Annotated in this window: 12 protein-coding genes and 13 pseudogenes; 15 read left to right on the forward strand and 10 right to left on the reverse strand. The window is 68.0% G+C overall.

Annotation, left to right across the window (positions count from 1 at the left end; genetic code table 11):
- Positions 1-33 precede the first annotated feature (33 nt).
- The 4 pseudogenes from AB1281_RS01000 to AB1281_RS01015 form a co-directional block, all read left to right on the forward strand.
- Positions 34-241: pseudogene (locus AB1281_RS01000) on the forward strand (cold-shock protein).
- Between the two features lie 132 nt (positions 242-373).
- Positions 374-1,655: pseudogene (locus AB1281_RS01005) on the forward strand (FAD-dependent oxidoreductase).
- 161 nt (positions 1,656-1,816) lie between these two features.
- A pseudogene (locus AB1281_RS01010) lies at positions 1,817-2,073 on the forward strand (hypothetical protein); the annotation flags it as partial.
- 133 nt (positions 2,074-2,206) lie between these two features.
- Positions 2,207-3,810, forward strand: a pseudogene (locus tag AB1281_RS01015) (acyl-CoA dehydrogenase family protein); the annotation flags it as partial.
- Positions 3,811-4,129: 319 nt separating this feature from the next.
- Here the strand turns inward: AB1281_RS01015 and AB1281_RS01020 are convergent.
- From AB1281_RS01020 to AB1281_RS01040, 5 genes and pseudogenes are all read right to left on the reverse strand, one after another.
- Positions 4,130-4,544: pseudogene (locus AB1281_RS01020) on the reverse strand (hypothetical protein).
- Positions 4,545-4,701: 157 nt separating this feature from the next.
- A pseudogene (locus tag AB1281_RS01025) lies at positions 4,702-5,046 on the reverse strand (hypothetical protein).
- Between the two features lie 124 nt (positions 5,047-5,170).
- A pseudogene (locus AB1281_RS01030) lies at positions 5,171-5,919 on the reverse strand (thiolase family protein).
- On the reverse strand, positions 5,870-6,118 hold the full coding sequence (locus AB1281_RS01035; RefSeq protein WP_430344856.1) for a hypothetical protein: 249 nt from the start codon (positions 6,116-6,118) through the stop codon (positions 5,870-5,872). Before AB1281_RS01035 ends, AB1281_RS01030 begins: the two are co-directional and overlap by 50 nt.
- On the reverse strand, positions 6,048-6,347 hold the full coding sequence (locus tag AB1281_RS01040) for a hypothetical protein (RefSeq protein ID WP_430344857.1): 300 nt from the start codon (positions 6,345-6,347) through the stop codon (positions 6,048-6,050). The genes AB1281_RS01035 and AB1281_RS01040 overlap by 71 nt, the downstream gene beginning before the upstream one ends.
- 501 nt (positions 6,348-6,848) lie before the next feature.
- Here AB1281_RS01040 and AB1281_RS01045 point away from each other — a divergent pair.
- The 6 genes and pseudogenes from AB1281_RS01045 to AB1281_RS01070 all read left to right on the forward strand — a co-directional run bounded on the left by AB1281_RS01045 (position 6,849) and on the right by AB1281_RS01070 (position 9,414).
- Complete coding sequence (locus tag AB1281_RS01045; protein WP_430344858.1) at positions 6,849-7,037, forward strand: hypothetical protein; 189 nt, start codon at positions 6,849-6,851, stop codon at positions 7,035-7,037.
- Positions 7,038-7,133: 96 nt separating this feature from the next.
- Positions 7,134-7,514 carry a hypothetical protein gene (locus AB1281_RS01050; RefSeq protein WP_430344859.1) on the forward strand — a complete coding sequence of 127 codons (381 nt, stop codon included), beginning with the start codon at positions 7,134-7,136 and terminating at the stop codon, positions 7,512-7,514.
- Positions 7,515-7,714: 200 nt separating this feature from the next.
- On the forward strand, positions 7,715-7,993 hold the full coding sequence (locus tag AB1281_RS01055; protein WP_430344860.1) for a hypothetical protein: 279 nt from the start codon (positions 7,715-7,717) through the stop codon (positions 7,991-7,993).
- A gap of 401 nt (positions 7,994-8,394) precedes the next feature.
- The gene (locus AB1281_RS01060) at positions 8,395-8,640 is read left to right on the forward strand and encodes a hypothetical protein (protein WP_430344861.1); all 246 of its coding nucleotides are present in this window, start codon (positions 8,395-8,397) and stop codon (positions 8,638-8,640) included.
- 208 nt (positions 8,641-8,848) lie between these two features.
- Positions 8,849-9,010 (forward strand): annotated as a pseudogene (locus AB1281_RS01065) (hypothetical protein); the annotation flags it as partial.
- Positions 9,011-9,090: 80 nt separating this feature from the next.
- Entirely contained in the window at positions 9,091-9,414 is a 324-nt protein-coding gene (locus tag AB1281_RS01070) for a hypothetical protein (RefSeq protein WP_430344865.1), read from the forward strand.
- A gap of 45 nt (positions 9,415-9,459) precedes the next feature.
- Here the strand turns inward: AB1281_RS01070 and AB1281_RS01075 are convergent.
- A pseudogene (locus tag AB1281_RS01075) lies at positions 9,460-10,560 on the reverse strand (Glu/Leu/Phe/Val dehydrogenase dimerization domain-containing protein).
- A 277-nt stretch (positions 10,561-10,837) separates the two neighbouring features.
- Between AB1281_RS01075 and AB1281_RS01080 the strand changes: the two are divergent.
- The gene (locus AB1281_RS01080) at positions 10,838-11,950 is read left to right on the forward strand and encodes an HDOD domain-containing protein (protein WP_430344862.1); all 1,113 of its coding nucleotides are present in this window, start codon (positions 10,838-10,840) and stop codon (positions 11,948-11,950) included.
- Here AB1281_RS01080 and AB1281_RS01085 read toward each other — a convergent pair.
- From AB1281_RS01085 to AB1281_RS01095, 3 genes and pseudogenes are all read right to left on the reverse strand, one after another.
- Positions 11,919-13,511, reverse strand: a pseudogene (locus AB1281_RS01085) (phospholipase D family protein). The gene AB1281_RS01080 and the pseudogene AB1281_RS01085 overlap by 32 nt on opposite strands.
- Before the next feature lie 104 nt (positions 13,512-13,615).
- Positions 13,616-14,314 carry an RNA pseudouridine synthase gene (locus tag AB1281_RS01090; RefSeq protein WP_430344863.1) on the reverse strand — a complete coding sequence of 233 codons (699 nt, stop codon included), beginning with the start codon at positions 14,312-14,314 and terminating at the stop codon, positions 13,616-13,618.
- Positions 14,315-14,361: 47 nt separating this feature from the next.
- A complete protein-coding gene (locus AB1281_RS01095; protein WP_014038064.1) occupies positions 14,362-14,862 on the reverse strand; it encodes a M48 metallopeptidase family protein in 501 nt (166 codons plus the stop codon).
- Positions 14,863-14,924: 62 nt separating this feature from the next.
- Between AB1281_RS01095 and AB1281_RS01100 the strand changes: the two are divergent.
- Positions 14,925-15,481: pseudogene (locus tag AB1281_RS01100) on the forward strand (DUF2058 domain-containing protein).
- Positions 15,482-15,652: 171 nt separating this feature from the next.
- A complete protein-coding gene (locus tag AB1281_RS01105) occupies positions 15,653-15,919 on the forward strand; it encodes a DksA/TraR family C4-type zinc finger protein (RefSeq protein WP_032129365.1) in 267 nt (88 codons plus the stop codon).
- 515 nt (positions 15,920-16,434) lie between these two features.
- Here AB1281_RS01105 and AB1281_RS01110 read toward each other — a convergent pair.
- Positions 16,435-17,027, reverse strand: a pseudogene (locus AB1281_RS01110) (mechanosensitive ion channel domain-containing protein).
- Positions 17,028-17,365: 338 nt separating this feature from the next.
- On the opposite strand from AB1281_RS01110, the pseudogene AB1281_RS01115 reads away from it, so the two are divergent.
- Together AB1281_RS01115 and AB1281_RS01120 are read left to right on the forward strand one after the other, a co-directional pair.
- A pseudogene (locus AB1281_RS01115) lies at positions 17,366-17,937 on the forward strand (RNA polymerase sigma factor).
- 1 nt (position 17,938) lies between these two features.
- A partial coding sequence (locus AB1281_RS01120) for a hypothetical protein (RefSeq protein ID WP_430344864.1) occupies positions 17,939-18,379 on the forward strand: 441 nt, incomplete at its 3' end.

An 18,379-nucleotide genomic window follows, 5' to 3' on the forward strand; every position in this document is an offset into this window, starting at 1 on the left:
CCACCCATTCATTGCATAAGGTCTCGCATCACCATGCCGAACGGTACCGTCAAGTGGTTCAACGACGCCAAGGGATTTGGCTTCATCTCGCCGGAGGATGGCAGCGCCGACGTGTTCGCGCACTTCTCCGCCATCAACTCCAAGGGCTTCCGCAGCCCTGCAGGAAGGCCAGCGTGTCACCTATGACGTGACCCAGGGCCCGAAGGGTGCCCAGGCTTCGAACATCACGCCGGCCGAGTGATCCACTCTCGACAGTGCGTTGAAAACCACCGCTTCGGCGGGGTTTTTTTGCGCAGTAGATCCACGCCATGCGTGCGATGCCGTGCGTGGCCTCCATTCTCCATTCGCAACCCACCTCGGGCACAATGCGCCCATGAAGGAACGACTGCGCATCGCCGTGATCGGCTACGGCACTGCTGGACAGGCATTGTCCATCCTGCTCTCCCGTGATGGCCACGGAGGTGGAGATCTTCGAACGCGTGCCCACTGCCGGGGCCGGTTGGCGCCGGCTTCCTGCTGCAGCCCCAGCGGCCTGCAGGTGCTGTGGCAGATGGGCCTGCTTGAATGCCGTGCGCGCGCATGCGGCGCCGGTGCACCGTCTGTATGGCGATACGCCGTGCGAACGCATGGTGATGGACATGCGCTATGACGGTCTGGATGCGCGCCTGCACGGCCTCGGCATGCAGCGTGGGGCGCTGTTCTCGCTGCTGGACGAGGCGCGTGCGGGGTGCGGGCCAGCTGCATGCCGGCGTCACCATTGCCGCAGTGGATGCAGAGCAGGGCCGCCTGCGTGACAGTGAGGGCCGCATGCATGGGCCGTTCGACCTGGTGGTGGCCGCCGATGGTGCGGCTTCGACGCTGCGCGGCTCGATCGAAGGCGGTACCGGGCTGGGACCGCGTGTATCCCTGGGGCGCGCTGTGGTGCCTGTTGCCGGCCGAGGACTGGCCGCACCTGCAGGAGCTGCGGCAGCGCTACGTGGCCGCGCGCAAGATGATCGGGGCTGTTGCCGGTCGGTACGCGGCCCGGTGATGACACGCCGCGCCTGAGCTTCTTCTGGAGCCTGCCACGCGCCGACTTCGAACGTTGGCAGGCCGATGGCATGACGCCCTGGCTGGACGAACTGCACGCGCTGTGGCCGCAGGCCAGTGCACGCTTCGCGCATCTGCATGATGCCGGCCAGCTCGCGCGCGCGGTCTACCGTGACGCTGTGATGACGCGCTGTGCATTGCGGCCGCATGGTGCTGGGCCGGCGATGCCGCACATGCGATGAGCCCGCAGCTGGGGCAGGGCGTGAACATGGCGCTGCTCGATGCGCTGGCACTGCGCGATGGCCGTGCGCGCGCAGGGCGGTGGTGCCGCTGCATTGCAGGCCTACCAGGCGCAGCGCAGGGCACACGTTGCGGTCCTATCAGCGCTGGAGCCGTTGGCTGACGCCGCTGTTCCAGTCCGACCAGCGATGCCTGGGCGAAGGCGCGCGACGTGCTGCTCGGCCCGATGGGGCGCCTGCCGGGTGGGCGTGGCCACATGCTGCGCGTGTCTCAGCGGTACCCAGCATGGCTGGTTCGGTTCGCTTGCGCTGGATCCGGCTTTCATCGATGCGCTGGCCACTGCGGCCGAACCGCCGCGCGCGCACGTGGCTGCGGCAACGGCGTGAAGCACGCCGTCACGTGAATTAACGGTTGCCTCACTGCGGATATGCGAGAAGAGGGGAGCACGCGACAGCCGCGTCGCCCGTTTTCCTTTCCGTGATCAACATCGCGCATGGCCCCCGGCGGCCCTGCCGTCGCCGCCTGCTGCGGCCCGGATGAGCCGCTGATGTTGAAGAGGAGGACGCCATGTTGTTCCGCGGTCGAGGAGCTGGAATCGGAAATCTGCAAGCTGGCGCGGTCTGCTGCGGATGCTGCACGAGGACCAGCCCGACGTACTGGAGGATGTGTTCGAGTTCCATGTCGGCAGCCCTGATCAGCCATGCCGCCGATGAGCATCACGGCTATATCCGCCGATGTGCAGCGCAGATGCTGCAGGAACTGCCGGTGACGGCCAGTACCGGCGTTGATTTCAGCCTGATGCCGGTGGCATTGGCCCCGCGGCGGCTGAACACGGCCTCGTCGCGGTCTGCGGCAGAATCGGTCATCACCTCTTCGTGCAGGATGCGCCGATGACCGCAGCAGGCAATGCGATGAATGCCCCCCTTCGAGACCCCACGTGGTGCTGAACCAGCCGCCGCCATTCGCGGGGCGCCAGTTGTGGACCGATGACGTGGCGCTGATGGAGGCGGTGCAGGCGCGAAGGTGCTGGGCAGCTTCGCGCCGCGGCTGGCGCTCTATGGCGCGCTGGCGGGTGACGAGCTGTACCGGCTCGGCTTCGATGCCAACCGCGATCGGCCGCGCCTGCGCACGCATGATGCGCAGGGCCATCGCATCGATACGGTGGAGTTCCATCCGGCCTATCACCAGTTGATGGGCACGGCGAAATCGCACGGTGTCGCCGGGTTGTCCTGGCACGAGCCGCAACCCGGCGCGCATGTCGCGCGTGCGGTGTTGAGCTACCTGCACCACCAGGCCGAGGCCGGCACCAGTTGCCCGTTGACGATGACCCATGCGGCAGTAGCGGTGCTGCACACGCAGCCGCACCTGGCCGAGTGGGCACGCAAGGCCGCAGCGCCGGTCTACGACCCGCGCGATGTACCGGTGGCGGACAAGGCCGGCATCACGTTGGGCATGGGGCATGACCGAAAAGCAGGGAGGCTCGGATGTGCGCGCCAACAGCACGCGCGCCGAACCGATCGATGGCGAGCGCTATCGCCTGGTCGGTCACAAGTGGTTCTTTTCCGCACCGATGTGCGATGGCTTCCTGGTGCTGGCGCAGGCGCCGGGAGGACTGACCTGCCTGCTGATGCCGCGCCGGCTGGCCGACGGTGACCGCAACGCCTTCCGGTTGATGCGCTTGAAGGACAAGCTTGGCGATTGGGCCAATGCCTCCAGCGAAGTCGAGTTCTGCGGGGGCGCAGGCGTGGCGCGTGGGCGAGGAAGGACGCGAGCGTGGCCACCATCATCGGCATGGTGATGATGACCCCGCCTGGACTGCATGCTGGGGCGCGGCGGCGGAAATGCGCATGGCGCTGGCGCAGGCACTGCATCACGCGCGGCATCGCCGCACGTTCGGCAAGCTGCTGGTCGAGCACCCCGTTGATGGCCAATGTGCTGGCCGACCTGGCACTGGAGTCGGAAGCGGCCACGGTGCTGTCGATGCGCATCGCGCGTGCGGTGGACCGGGGCCGGCGTGGATGCCAACGAAGCCCGCGTTGGCGCGTGTGGGGACGGCGCTGGGCAAGTACTGGCTGTGCAAGCGCGCGCCGGCCTTCGTCAATGAAGCACAGGAATGCCTGGGCGGTGCGGGCTATGTGGAGGAATCGATGCTGCCGCGGCTGTACCGGCAGGCACCATTGAATTCGATCTGGGAAGGAAGCGGCAACATCCAGTGCCTGGACGTGCTGCGCGCGCTGGCGCGCGAACCGGAGGCGCTGGCGGCGCTGCGCGCTGAGTTGGCGGCGGTGGCTGATCGTGATGCGCGCTACGCAGCGGCTTTGCAGCCGTTGGGCAGCGGCGCCACCACCGGATGAGTCGCAGGCGCGGCTGTTCTGCGAGCGCACTGCGCTGTTGTTGCAGGCCGCGCTGCTGTTGCGTGCGCGGAGTCCGATGGCGGAGGCGTTCGTGCGCAGCCGGCTGCAAGGGGAGCATGGGCTGGGTGTTCGGGGACGCTGCCGGGCGGGCGTGGATCTGTCGGCGATGCTGGTGCGCGCGCTGCCCGTAGGAGGTGGCCAACGGCGGAGCCCCTCGTGGTGGGCGGCGCGGAGTCTGCGTCGTGAGCGGGCCGCGCGGGTGGGTTGCGCAGGGGGCGCTGCAAGTACGTCCCATGCAAGCTCGGTCGCCGCATCCATGCGGCTCACGCCCCTGCGCAACCCACCCGCGCGGCCTTGGACGGTTTCCGTGCCGTCCACCACGGAATCAACAGAAAGAGCGGAGAGCGAAAAGCAGAAAAGCCGCGGCAATGCCGCGGCTTTTCCTGTGGAGCCGAGCCGATGCTCGGCTGGTCGGTAGCGCCGGGCCATGCCCGGCGAACGAACCGTTAGTGCTTGGCTTCTTCCTTGGCGGCGTTGGCCTTGGCGTCATTGGCGACGTCGCGGGCCCTTGTCGGCCACCTTCTGCGCGGCGTTGGCGGTGGCGTCGCTGGCGTGTGCAGCGGCGTCGGTTGCGGCGTCCTTGGCCTTGTCAGCGGCGTTGGCGGTGGCGCTGGCGGCCTTGTCCAGCGCCTGCTGGGTATCGGCGGCGGCCCTGCTCGGAGGCTGCAGCGGTCTTGTCGGCGGCGTCACGGGTGGCTTCTGCCGCCTTGTCGACGGCATCGCGGGCAGCTGCGCCGGCGCTGTCAGCGGCCTGCTGTGCGTCCTGCTTGGCCCTGTTCGGCTTCCGGGCCCTTGCAGGCGGCCAGGGCCAGCAGCAGGGAGGCGGCCAGCAGGGGTGGTGGTGATCGGGCGAATCTTCATGGCGGTCTCCGGTACTGCAATGGATGGGGACGCCAGCCTATTCATGCCGTTGTGAAGACGGGGTCGCGATGCCTGCGCTGTGCGTGTGGCATCGGTGCAAAGAAAAAGCCGCTGGCGAACCAGCGGCTTTTCCAGAACAGCGTGAAGAAAGAAGTTATTACTTCTTGGCTTCTTCAGCAGCGTCCTTGGCCTTCTCGGCGGTGCCTTCGGCAGCCTTGGCAGCGTCGGCAGCAGCGCCGGCAGCAGCGTCAAGGTGGCAGCAGCGCCACGCTGGGCAGCGGCGTCGACCGAAGCGTCAGCAGCGGTGGCGGCGGTGTTGGCAGCCTGCTGGGCAGCGTCGGCGGTCTCGGGCGCCGGCAGCGGCGGCCTGGTCGGCAGCAGCCTGGGCTTCGGTGGCGGCTTCGTTGGCCGAAGCAGCGGCGTCCTGGGCAGCTTCCTGCTTCGAGCAGGCGGCCAGGGCCAGAGCCAGGGACATCGCGACCAGCAGCTTGTTGATGCTCATTGTGTAAATCCTCGTCGTTAGAATTAGGCAACGCGCATGCTGCGCGCCGACAACATGATGACAAGCCAAGATTGGGTGTCAAGCGATCCCGCATTCATTTTTGCGAAATCATCGTTAAATCTTTTTAAATCAATTCGATGGCGATTGCCGTTGCTTCGCCGCCACCGATGCACAGGGTGGCAATGCCGCGCTTGCCACCGCGCGTGCGCAGGGCGTTGACCAGGGTCACCACCAGACGTGCACCGGAGGCACCGATGGGATGACCCAGCGCGCAGGCACCGCCATTCACGTTGAGCTTGTCGTGCGGGATGCCCAGCTCACGCATCGGCGCCATTGCACCACGGCAAGGCTTCGTTGATTTTCGAACAGGTCGATCTGGTCCAGCGACCAGCCGGTCTTGGCCAGCAGCGTGTGGATCGCGCCGATCGGGGCGGTGGTGAACCACTCCGGTTCCTGCGAATGGGTGGCGTGACCGACGATGCGGGCCAGCGGGGTGATGCCACGTGCGGCCGCGTCTTCCTCGGTCAGCAGGACCACCGCGGCAGCGCCGTCGGAGATGCTGGAGGAACTGGCTGCGGTGACGCTGCCGTCCTTCTTGAAGGCCGGGCGCAGGGTCGGATCTTGGCGATGTCCGAGCGCCCCGGCTGTTCGTCGGTGGCGACCTCGACGTCACCCCTTGCGGGTGGCCACCTTCACCGCGACGATCTCGTCGGCGAACGCACCGTTGGCCTGTGCGGCCTGCGCGCGCTTGACCGATTCGATCGCGTAGGCGTCCTGCTCCTCGCGGCTGAACTGGTACTTGTCCACGGCGCATTCGGCGAATTCACCCATGGCCTTGCCGTCGTAGGCGTTGACCAGGCCGTCGTGGGCCATGTGGTCGACCGCCTGGAAGGTTGCCGAAGCGGTTGCCGGTACGCGAGTTCGGCAGCAGGTGCGGGGCGTTGGACATCGATTCCATGCCACCGGCGACCACGATGCTGGCCGAACCGGCCTTGATCAGGTCATGGCCGAGCATGATGGTCTTCATGCCCGAGCCGCACACCTTGTTGAGGGTGGTGGCACCGGTCGACACCGGAATACCGGCGGCGATCGCCGCCCTGGCGGGCGGGCGCCTGGCCGAGGTTGGCCGGCAGCACGCAGCCCATGAGGACCTCGGAGACGTCGCTGGCCGGCACGCCCGACTGTTCCAGGGCGGCAGCGATGGCGGCCGCGCCGAGGGTGGGGGTCGGCACGCCGTTGAACTGGCCGAGGAAGGAGGCGATGGCGGTGCGCTTGGCGGCGGCGATGACGATATTGGACATGGCAATCTCGTTTGATGCGTAAGCAATGTTCGGAAAGGAGACCGCGGACGTTGGAAGCGCCCCGGTTTCCCGGCAGACTGCGTGGGGGTCGGCCCCAAGTATAGAGGGTCGGGGAGGGCCGCCGCTGGGCGGCACCGCACGCCTGCCGGGATGTAGGCAGGCCAACGTTCATGGGAAGGAATCGATGGAACGCACGATGATGGTGAGGTCCGCGCTGGCAACGGCGCTGGCGATGGCAATGACGGCATGTGGCGGTGGCGGAGGCGGCGGGCAAATGTCCGCATCGATCCCCCCCCGACCACCCCCGACACCCCCGACCACGCCTCCTCCGACGACACCGCACCGCCGGCCCAAGCCGCAGGAACCGGCCTTCGACGCGCACCTGTCAGTGACCAATGCGCGTGCCGCACAGGCCGCCGGCCTGAACCGGGCAGGGGCGTGCGCATCGGCATCGTCGACTCGGGGTGTGCAAGCGCAACGCCGCGGCGCTGAAACGGGCGCGTGATCGCCAACCTCAACTACATCGATCCGGCGCGCAACAACCTGCTGGTGGACGACGTGGTGGGCCACGGCACGGCGGTCGCCAGCCTGGCTGCCGGCGCGTCGGTGGGATCCTGGCCGGGCGGCATCGCCCCCGGTGCGCAGATCGTCCTCGGCGCGGATCATCGCCGACAAGCCGCCTGTCGATGACGGCAGCGGCAAGGGCAATTCCTTCAGTGGACCGCTGGGCGTGGCGCAGGTCCACCAGGACCTGATCAGCTACAACGTGAAGGTGATGAACAACTCGTGGGGTGGCCTGTACTGGACCGACCTGCCGACCACCGCGCAGGTGGCGGCCGAGAGTACCGTCCGTTCGTCATCAACCATGGCGGCCTGGTGGTGTTCGCGGCCGGCAACGATGCGCGCACCGAGCCGAGCAGCCTGGCCGCCCTGCCCAGCCAGCAGGGCGTTGCCGGCTCGTTGCCGGCAGCCGACCTGGAGCGCGGCTGGCTGGTGGCGACCGCGGTGGATCCCTATGCACCCGGGTGCACCCTGGCCAGCTATGCCAATGCCTGCGGCCAGGCAGCGCGCTACTGCCTGGCGGCGCGGGCAGCGCCGTCTATCCCGATGCCAATGGCAGCACCTACTACTTGGAACTACGGGACGTCCTTTCAGCCGCCCCGTTGATCTCCGGTGCGCTGCGCTGGTCTGGCAGCGCTTACCCTCTACTTCGACAACAACCTGGTGCGGCAGACCCTGCTGGGCACCGCCAAGGACATCGGCGCGCCCGGCGTGGCATGCGGTGTTCGGCTACGGCCTGCTCGACATCTCGCGGGCGATCAAGGGCCCGGGCCGCTTCGACTGGGGCGATGTGGTGGCCAACGTGGATGTGGCCTCGACCGGTTCGATGTGGAGCAACGACATCGTCGGCAGCGGCGGACTGGTCAAGCAGGGCGGGGGCACCCTGGTGCTCCGCAGGCAACAACAGCTACAGCGGCGCGACCCGCATCGAGCGCGGCATCCTGTCGCTGCAGAACGGCGGTGTCATCCGTTCCAACGTGACCATCCTCGGCCCAGCCCGATCCGGATTCGACCGGCCTGCAGTTCAATGGCGGTACGCCCCGCGTGATCGGCAAACGTGGTCAACGGCAGCAGCGTGTTCCTGACCACACGGCAGCACCACCGGGCACCATCGAGGGCAACTACACGCAGCAGGCAGGTGGCCAGCTGATGATCGGCGCTCGGTGCCAATGCGCTGCAGGTGACCGGCAACCGCCTCGATCAATGGTGGCGTGCGCGTGCATGGCTTCGTCTCCGGCTATGTGCCGCAGAACGGCAGCCGCCAGGATCTGGTCCATGCGGCCGGTGGCCTGAGCGGCACCTTCAGCAGCCCGGCCACCTCCAGCGGCCTGCAGGGCCTGTCGCTGCTGCAGAGCAGCTATGGCTATGACAGCAACAATGCCTGGTTGAACCTGACCCAGGTCAGCGTCACGGCGGCGGCGACCGGGCTCACGGCCTCGGCGCAGTCCGCGGCGCAACGACTGGAAGGGTGCGTTCAGCGTGCTCGATGGCAGTCCCGCCCTGCAGGGCTCGGCATTCGGTTACGGCGGCCAGTGCGCTGCAGTGGACCGGTGGTGGCAGCGAGGGCCTGGCAGCCAGCCTGCAGAGCCTGTCCGGGCAGGCGCATGCGCGTGCCGAGTCGGCCACCTTCGACAGCATCGACATGTCACGCCGTGCCATTGCCGAGTCGCTTCGAATCGCGTGCAGGCGGCGCCCGCGGCTGCGCGGGGCCTGGCAGAGCGCAGCTCGGTGAGGCCGGGCAGGGCAGTTTTGCCGGCAATGCCGCCGACCAGCCGCGGTTGGATGGCCGGTCAGGACCTGCCGCTGAGGCAGCAATGGACTGATGGGCGTGGCCTTTGGCGAGACCCGCAGTAATGGTGGCAGCAGCTTCGGCGGTGATCGCGGGCGTGATCGCCAGGCGCAGGCGCAGCTGTACGCCGGCTGGAACCTGGGCCGGGGCTATGCGCTGGCGCAGGTCGGCAGCGGCCAGTTCACCCGTAGCGCTGGATCGCCAGTTGCTGCTGGCGCAGGTTGCCTACGGTGTTTCCGCACGTTATGGCGGACGCTTCAGCAGTGCCAGCGTCGAAGGCGGCTATCGTTTCGGCCGCGCGGGTGCGTCGTTGACACCGTATCTGGGTGCCAGCACCACGCGCGTGGATACCGATGCCTTCAACGAGCTGGGTGGGTTTCGGTTTCGGCCTGCGTGGCGATGCCCAACCGCGTACAGCGCTGCCAGATGCTGGCCGGTATCCGTGGCGAACGCGGCTGGGGGCGCTGGACCCTGCGTGGGCATGCCGAGTGGCAGCAGCGGCTTGATGGTGCCGATGCGGATTGGCAGGCCAGTTTCGTCGGTGTCGATGCCTGGGCGCCGCTGGCGGGCTGGAACGCGCCGCGCGGCAGTGCGCTGTTCGGCGTGGCGCTGGAGTCGTGGTGGGGCCGTAATGGCCGCCTGAGCCTGGGCTTCGACCAGCGCGTCGGTGGCGAAGGCGCGCGCCAGGCGGCGTTGCGCTACAGCACCGGGTTCTGAGTGGGCGGTCGCGCCGGGACGTCAGCCCCGCGCGACATCGCAGGCTCAGCCGCCGCGCAGGTTGCCCAGGCGCGGGGTACTGCGGCCCCAGCGGCATCTTCAGCTTGCCGATCGACAGGATGCGGCTTTCGGCGATGCGGTCGGCCGCACGCTGCGGCGCGATGTTCTCGCGCTTGCGACAGTTCGAAGATGCGGGTGAGGTTGTGATAGATGCTGCGGATCAGGCGCATCGCGCGTTCGCGGTTGTAGCCATCGATCTCCAGCGACACGTTCATCACGCCACCGGCGTTGACCGCATAGTCCGGTGCATACAGGATGCCGCGCGCGTGCAGTTCATCGCCGATTTCCAGGCTCGACAGCTGGTTGTTGGCGGTGCCGCAGATGATCTTCGCCTTGATCCGCGGCAGGGTGTCGGCGTTGATGGCGCCTTCCAGCGCGCACGGTGCGAACACGTCGGCGTTCACTTCGTGGATCTCGTCGGGCTTGACCGCTTCGGCGCCGAAATCGCTGACCGCGCGATCGACCAGCGCGCCGTCCAGGTCGGTGACATACAGCTTGGCGCCGCGGTCGCGCAGCAGTTTCACCAGCTCCATGCCGATGTGGCCCAGGCCCTGCACCGCGATGCTGGTCTTGCCCACTTCCTCATGGCCGAACTTGAAGCGCATCGCCGCCATCAGCGCCTGCAGCGCACCGTAGGCGGTGAACGGGGCGGGATCGCCAGAGCCGCCATGGACCTGGTGCACGCCGGTCACGAACTGGCTCTCCAGGTAGATGTTCTCCATGTCGTTGACGTCGGTGCCGACGTCTTCGGCGGTGATGTAGCGGCCGCCCAGCGAGTCGACGTAACGGCCGAAGGCGCGGAACAGCACCTCGGTCTTGTCCACCTTCGGGTCGCCAATGATCACCGCCTTGCCGCCACCGACGTTGAGGCCGGCCAGCGCATTCTTGTAGGTCATCGTCCGGCTCAGCCGCAGCACGTCGGCCAGTGCCTCGTCGGTGCTGGCGTAGGGGCGCATGCGCACAGCCGCCCAGGGCCGGGCCCAGGGTGGTGTTGTGGATGGCGATGATCGCCTTCAGGCCGGCGTCGTGGTTGTGGCAGAACACCACTTGTTCGTGGCCGGTGGTGGCGAGGGTTTCGAATAGCATGGCGTCTCCGATGGCGCGAACAGCGGCGAACTGCAGCGAACGGCCAGTGAACGGTAGGGTCCCAAAACAAAAAAAGCGACGTCGTCATGGCTGGGGGACGGGTCGCGCGGCGCCATTCTAGTCCATTCCCCCGGCCGGTGCCGTCGACGTGGCGGCCGTCCGGTTAAAGAAGATGAAAGTGCGGCCGATGCTGCGACGACGGCGGGTGGCCGGATGGGCGTGAAGAGGCAGGGCGGTCAGTGACGGCAAGGGCATCACAACGACAGGACGGGCGGCGATGACAGCGGCCTGGTGGCGCTCGCTGCGCGGCTGGCTGACACGTTCGACCGGGACGGCACCGGCGCGGCTGGTTGCCGCGTCCCGCCAGGCGGTGGCCGCCGCAGCCGCAAGCCTGCAGGGCGAGGCGCTGCCCTCGGCGGAGATCGCCGCTCACCTGCAACGCGGGCTGCATGCGCTTGCCTTGTACCCACGGCTGGCCGGCGAGCCAACGCCGGTGCAGGACCCCGGCCTGGGCGAGGCGGTGGCACGCGCGCTGCAGGACCGCGACTGGGCGGCCAGGCAGCTGCCCCGCCGGCCGCAGCTGCTGCCGCAGCTGATCCAGACCGTCAACGACGATGCCGCCTCGGCCCGGGTGATGGCCGCGATCATCGGCCAGGACCCGGTGCTGACCGGCAACCTGCTGCGCATCGCCAACAGCCCGGCCTACAAGGTCCACGAGCGCCCGGTAGAGAGCCTGCAACGGGCGGTGACGCTGGTCGGCACCGAAGGCGTGCGGCAGATCATCAGTGCGGTACTGGTGCAGCCGGTGATGCAGGTGCAATGCGAGGTGTTCCCGCAGTTCAGCGCGATCATCTGGGAGCACGCACTGCTGGCATCGCGTGCAGCGGCCGACCACGCACGCACGGTCACCTTCGGCGATGCCTTCGCCGCACAGTGGCTGGGCCTGGTGCAGGGGCTGGGTGCGGCACTGGTGATGCGTCAGCTGCTGCAGGAGGCGCAGGCCCGTGGCGAGGCCGTGGAGCCGGCCCTGGCCCTGCAGCTGCTGCAGCAGTGGTCGTTGCCGCTGGCGCAGCGGGTCGCCGCCGCATGGGAGTTGCCTGAGCCGGTTCACCAGGCATTGGCGGTGGATGCGGAAGGACCGTTGGCCGACAGCCTGCGCCTGGCCAGCGCGGCCGCAGCGGCCAGCCTGTTGTGCCGCCATGGGCATGCCAGCCAGAGCCGCATGCTGGCCCTGCTGGAGCAGCTGCCTTCGGCACCGCCGCATGCATTGCGCTGGATCTGGCGGCGCCTGCATGGGCGCAGCGTGGAAACGCTGGATGAGGCCGGACAGGACGAGGCCAGTCCGGCGTCTCTGAGCGCTACAGCTGCGATTCCACCGGCAGCCAGCTGATCACCCGCGCGGTCCAGCGCTTGCCCAGGCTCGCCCCGGGTTCGGCCTCCACCCAATGCGGTGGCGGCTGCCGCTGCAGCCAGCGCAGCCCATCATCGCGTCCCAGGGCCAGCCACCAGCTGTGATCCGGGCTGGCCAGGCGCAGGTACTCGTCGCGCAGCTGCGCGCCCAGCACCGGATCGTCGAACAGCACGCCCATCTCGGTGTTGAGGTAGGCCGAGCGCGGGTCGAGGTTGAACGAGCCGACGAAGCCGCGGCGACCATCGACCACGAACGCCTTGGTGTGCAGGCTGGCGCCACTGCTGCCGAACAGGCTGGTATCCAGCTGGCCGTGCGCCTTCAGTTCGTACAGCTGCACGCCGGCCTTCAGCAGCGGCACGCGGTAGCCCATGTAGCCGCCGTGCACTGCCGCCACGTCGTTGGCGGCCAGTGAGTTGGTCACCACCCCGACCTGCGCACCGCGCGCGGCCAGCGCCGACAGGCCTTCAACGCCTTCGCTGCCAGGGACGAAGTAGGGCGAGATCAGCAGTGCGCTGCGCACGGGCGGTTGCCAGCTCGTCGCTGAGCGTGTTGACCAGCCAGTTGCGGCGATCATCGTCGCGGTGCTTCATCGGCGGATCGGAGGCGATGCGCACGTTCGCGCTCCAGTGCAGCGGCTCCGGGCTGGGGCGTTGCAGGCGGCGCGACTCTGCAACGCGCTGCAGGTAGGGCTGCGCCCTGGCATGCATCGCATCCAGGTCCGACTGCCGCACGAGTTGCCGCAGCTGTTCATCGCTGTACGAGGCCAGCGCGGGAAATCGGGATCGCCGCGCTGCTGTTCCAGTAGTCGTCGAAGATCCGGTTGGCCTGCTGCACGGCGGGGCCGGCCACCACCAGGTCCAGGTCCTGGAAGTTCACATCGTCGCGCGCGCTGAAGTACTCCTCGCCGATGTTGCGGCCACCGACGATCGCGACGCGGCCATCGGCGATCCAGCTCTTGTTGTGCATGCGGTGGTTCACGCTGAAGGCGCGTTGCACCAGTTCCAGCGTGCGTGCGATGCCGCTGCGGTTGCGGAACGGGTTGTACAGGCGGATCTCGATGTTCGGGTGCGCATCGAGTGCCATCATCAACGCGTCCTTGTCCTTGGCGTTCATGTCGTCGAGCAGGATGCGTACGCGCACACCGCGCTCGGCGGCGTCATACAGCGCCTTGGCCATCAGGTGGCCGATCAGGTCGTCGTGCCAGATGTAGTACTGCAGGTCCAGGCTGCGGCCGGCGTAGGTGGTGATCAGCGCGCGCGCGGCGAACGCATCCATGCCATCGCTGAGGAACGCCACGCCCGACTGGCCGGGATGGGCCTCCTGCAACGGCACGATCTGCTGGTCGATACGGGTCTGCGCGGGTTGTAGTGGCAGCACCTGCGAGGGCGCGCCGTGCGCCTGCGGCGTGAGGTGGTCGGCCAGCAGCAGGCCGGACAGGACCAGCAGCAACAGTGCGGCGATGACGATCGCAGCGACGCGCAGCAGGCGTCCGCCACAAGGGTGTGGGCAGGCTCATGCCCCGATGGTAGATCCACGCCATGCGTGGATGAAAGCCGACAGACCCATTGCTGTGGATGCACGCCATGCGTGGATGGGGTCAGAGCCCTTGCCCGCGGAAAGGGATCCGACCCCGAGGGTGAAGGGTCAGAAGCGCTCGTCGCTGCCCAGATAACGCCACTGCGCCGGCGGAAGCGGCCCCAGCGCCACGCGCCCGATACGCAGGCGGCGCACGGCCGTGACCTGCAGGCCGGCGGCGCTGACCGCTACACGCAGCCCCTTGGCGGTCAGGCCCTTGCCGGCGAAACGCAGGCGCTGCTCGCTCTGCCAGCTGACCTTGGCGCCGCCCGATTCCTGCTGCAGCCGCGCCATCAGCCAGGGGCCGCGCTCGGGACCGCCTTCGGCCACTTCGATCAGGTATTCCTGCTCGGTGCGGCCCAGGTTGCGCTGCAGGTGGGCCAGCGTGGCCGGATCCTGGCTGACCACCACCAGCCCGCTGTCGTTGGCCGGAAGCGAGGCGGCCAGCTGCAGGCCGTGGAAGTGACGCTGCAGCGGGCGGATGTCGCTGGCATCAAGTTCGCTGCGGCTGTCACTGCTGACCAGGGCACACAGGGTTTCGGCGGCGACACCGGCCGGCTTGTGCAGCAGCATGCTGACCCGCTCGGCCTTTTCATCGCTGGCCTGTTCGGCCACCACGATCACCGCGCTGTCATCGACCGGGCGCTGCGGCTGTTCCACCACCTCGCCGTTGACCGTGACCCAGCCGCCTTCGATGTAGCGCCGCGCTTCGCCGCGCGGGATGCCGAGCAGGGCGGACAGGCGTTTGTCGAGACGGATCGGTTCCATGGCAGGCAGGTCGGGCAGGGGGCGCGCAGTGTAGCTGCTGCGGCCGGTCAGCGCTGGCCGCGGTTGGCCAGCTCGGTCAGGTACAGGCGGGTATCGAACTCCAGCTGCAGGTAGTCCGGCTCCATGTGCTGGCACAGCTGGTAGAAGGCCTTGTTGTGGTCGGCTTCCTTCAGGTGGGCCAGCTCATGCACCACGATCATGCGCAGGAACGCCGCTGGCGCCTGGCGGAACACGGTCGCGATGCGGATCTCGCGGCTGGCCTTGAGGCGGCCGCCGTGCACGCGGGAAATCGCGGTATGGGTGCCCAGTGCGTGCTTGATCACTTCCAGCGTGTTGTCGTAGCAGACCTTGTTGAGCGGTACCGACTTGCGCAGGTAGCGGTCCTTCAGGTCCTGGGTGTAGTCGTACAGCTGGCGGTCGCTGCGCACCTCATGCGGGTCCGGGTAGCGCTGTTGCAGCCAAGGGCCCAGCTTGCCCTGCGCCAGCAGTTCGCTGACCTGGGCGACCAGGGGTTCGGGATAGCCGGTGAGGTACTTCAGGACTGCCATGCAGGGGCGGCGGGGCGTCGGTAGAATGGGGCATCCAAGATTACACGCGGTACGCACCGACCATGGCAAAGCCCAACGCGCTGCAGGAACAATTGCTCAAGGCCGGCCTGGCCAAGAAGTCGCAGGCCAGCGCTGCCGCGAGCGCGCAGGCCAAGGCCCGCCAGGCAAGGCCGAATCGACCTCGGCCGAGGTCCAGCGCGAGGCTGAACGTGCCCGCGCCGAGAAGGTCGAGCGCGACCGCGCACTGGCCGCCGAACGCAATGCCCAAGCCAGGCAGGCTGAACAGAAGGCCCAGGCCAGGCAGATCATCACGGCCCACGCCGTACCCCACAAGGGCGACGACGAGTACCGCTTCAGCGACGGCGCGGCGATCCGTACCCTGCTGATCGACCCCAAGCTGCGCAAGGCGCTGTCGGTGGGCGTGCTGGTCATCGTTGCCCATGGCGAGGGCTACGCCCTGCTGCCGCGTGCTGCCGCCGAGAAGGTGCGTGAGCGCGCGCCGGAGGCGATCATCGTCGATCACGGCCAGCCGGGCTCGACCGCCGAGATCTCCACCGGCAACGCCGAGGACGACGCCTATTACGCGCAGTTCCAGGTGCCGGACGACCTGGTCTGGTAAGCAAAAAAAGGGGACGGAGGGGATTAAGCCGCAATCGGCCTGATCGGACCCGTCCACGTTCTATTCGTCATCCTGAAGCGCAGCCGAGCGTGGCTCGGCTCTACATGAAGGCCTGTCTTTTGCCGAGGTGTATCGTCCCCATATCAGGCGACACACCTGCGGAGGATGGCCATGGCCACCGGTTGGGCGGGAGACGGCGCGGTCCAGGACCAGATCGACGCCACCGTCGACGACGCGATCGCCCGCGCGCGGCGCCAACTGCGCGAGGGCCCGGGTCTGGAACACTGTGAGGAATGCGACGCGCCGATCCCGTTGGCGCGGCGCCAGGCCGTGCCGGGTGTTCGACTGTGCGTGGCGTGCCAGCAGGCACATGATGATGAAGCGCAGGCGCATGCCGGCTACAACCGGCGCGGCAGCAAGGACAGCCAGCTGAGGTAGGGTTGTTCGGCAGGGCTGCGCCCTGCACCTGCAGATGCCTTCAAGCCAAGGCAACATCAACAGCAAAAGCTGGCGTTCCGTGGGTGGCGGGTGGTGTCGGATTGCGGGGACGCCGCAAGTACGTCCATGTAGGCTTGGCAGCCGCATCCATGCGGCTGACACCCCGCAATCCGACACCGCCCCACCTCTGACAGATTTCCGCGATCTGGTAAATCCACGCCATGCGTGGATGAAATCTGTCAGATATCGATAGTCAAATTGGGGTCAGAGCCCGTTGCGTAGCAACGGGATCCAACCCCGTGCCGTTCCGGCAGATCGCGGAAATCTGTCGAAGGCGGGGTGGGTCCGGTTGAGGGGGCGTGAGCCGCATGGATGCGGCGACCGAGCCTACATGGACGTATTTACGGCGCCCCCCTCAACCGGACCCACCCCGCCATCCCACGGAATGCCCGTTTTTGACGTTGAAGTTGACGTTGCTTCGGCAGGTGCAGGGCGCAGCCCTGCGAAAACCACCCTCAGCCGTCGCCCTGGATGCCGCCGGGGGCCTGCGCCGGGTCGCGCCAGCGGCGCACCGTGCGCTGGAAGAACAGGTTGTTCGGCAGCTGCAGCACCGTGCCCTCGTGGCCGTCGCCGGTCTCCTGCAGCGTGGTGTAGATCAGGTTCACGTCGATCACCCGGCCCTTCAGCCTGGCTTCTCACCGTTTTCCAGCACCTCGATGTAGTCGTGCAGGCGGAACGGACGGGTGGTGAAGATCAGCAGCGTGCAGAAGATGTTGGACAGCACGCTCCAGGCGGCGAAGAACGCGACCGCGCCCACGGCCGCGAAGCCGGTGAAGGCGGTCCACAGGACCGATGGCGATGCGCCGAGCAGGCTGAGGATGTACAGCAGGGCACTGAAATAAACCACGAAACTGGTGATGCGGCGCGCGCCCATCGCCATCTCCGGTGGCAGCGTGTAGTGCTCGGCGAAACGGCGGATCAGGCGCCGCGCCAGCACCCGCAGCAGCCAGGCCGCCAGCAGGGTCAGCAGGATCTTCACGGCGATGCCCACGTCATTCAGCCAGGGGTGGGTCCAAGGCGGCAGGTGATCCTTCAGCGACAACATCATGGGGTGACTACGGAGGGGGAAACGGCCCCCGATGTTACCCGGCGCGTGACCCGGTTTCGACCGCGGTGCCCAGGCCAGACAGACCAGCTCCTGGCGATGCTGCTGCAGGCAGGCGCGGCCGTTGTCGGGGCGCAGCTGCAGCGACAGCCCAGCGCCTGCAGTACGACACAGGCGGCGATCACCAGCAGGGCGGCGCAGGATGGGCTGGACATGCAGGGACTCCTGGACGGCAATTTCGCGAAGGACCTTCCATGGATGCAGCAGCCATCAAAAAGGTTGCATGGCAGTGATCGTCGTCCGGCTCTAAACCTTTTCCCGGGCCGCCGCATCCAAGCGATATGCTCGACACCACCATGCCCGCGCCGCCTGCCGCCACGACGCCGTCGATGAACCCGCCCTGGTGCGGGCGGCGGCCGCCGGCGATACCTCGGCCTATGAACTGCTGTACCGGCGGCATGCGCCGCGCGTGTTCGCCGTGCTGTGGCGCCTGTGCGGGGGCCAGCAGGCGCGTGCCGAAGATGCCTTGCAGGAAGCCTTCCTGCAGGCGTGGAAGGCGCTGCCCGGGTTCCGTTTCGAGAGCAGCCTGTCGACCTGGCTGCATCGCCTGGGCGTCAACGCTGCGCTGATGGAACTGCGTGGGCGCGCCGCCGGGCAGGACCACGACAGTCTTGAGGATGTGGACGGAGGACTGCAGGAACTGGCGGTGCATGACAGTTGTGCCGGCACCGAACGCGACCTCGAACGGGCGCTGTCGACGCTGCCACCACGGGCGCGCGCGGTACTGGTGCTGCATGACATCGAAGGCTGGAAACACCACGAGATCGCCGAGCAGCTGCAGATGGCCGTCGGCAGTTCCAAGGCACAGTTGCATCGTGCGCGCGGTCTGTTGCGCGCACGGCTGGAGACATGACATGAGTACACACGAACACGATTCCGACCACGATCTGGCGGCCCGACTGCGCGCGCTGCCACCCGAACGCAGCCTGCCCGCCGATGGCTGGGCGCGGTTGGCGGCGCAGCTGCCGCCGCGTGAACCGCAGGCGGCGCCTGTGCCGGCCGACAACGTTGTGGCGCTGCCTGCACGTTCGCGCCGGCGCTGGTGGTTGCCGGTGGGGGCCGCACTGGCCGCAAGCCTGGCGCTCTACGCGGTGGCGCCGTGGCGCCATGCGCAGCCGGACGCGCCGGTGCCGTCTACCCTGCAGCTGCAGGCCGCGGCGATGACCGCGCAGTACCAGCAGGCAGTGGCCTCGTTGCCCGCAGGCCGGGCGCCGGAATGGCAGCCGGCGCTGCACGAACTCGATGAAAGCGCGGCACAGATCCAGGCCGCGCTGGCGCAGGATCCACGCGCGCCG

It is taken from the genome of Stenotrophomonas sp. NRRL B-14846 (genome assembly GCF_050473585.1).
GTDB lineage: Bacteria > Pseudomonadota > Gammaproteobacteria > Xanthomonadales > Xanthomonadaceae > Stenotrophomonas.

Excerpts from the sequence above, each read along its gene's own strand:
- AB1281_RS01040 (WP_430344857.1), bottom strand. The coding sequence starts at position 6,347 with ATGTCCAATATCGTCATCGCCGCCGCCAAGCGCACCGCCATCGCCTCC.
- AB1281_RS01055 (WP_430344860.1), top strand. The coding sequence starts at position 7,715 with ATGTGGCCTCGACCGGTTCGATGTGGAGCAACGACATCGTCGGCAGCG.
- AB1281_RS01060 (WP_430344861.1), top strand. The coding sequence starts at position 8,395 with ATGGCAGTCCCGCCCTGCAGGGCTCGGCATTCGGTTACGGCGGCCAGT.
- AB1281_RS01080 (WP_430344862.1), top strand. The coding sequence starts at position 10,838 with ATGACAGCGGCCTGGTGGCGCTCGCTGCGCGGCTGGCTGACACGTTCG.
- AB1281_RS01090 (WP_430344863.1), bottom strand. The coding sequence starts at position 14,314 with ATGGAACCGATCCGTCTCGACAAACGCCTGTCCGCCCTGCTCGGCATC.
- AB1281_RS01095 (WP_014038064.1), bottom strand. The coding sequence starts at position 14,862 with ATGGCAGTCCTGAAGTACCTCACCGGCTATCCCGAACCCCTGGTCGCC.
- AB1281_RS01105 (WP_032129365.1), top strand. The coding sequence starts at position 15,653 with ATGGCCACCGGTTGGGCGGGAGACGGCGCGGTCCAGGACCAGATCGAC.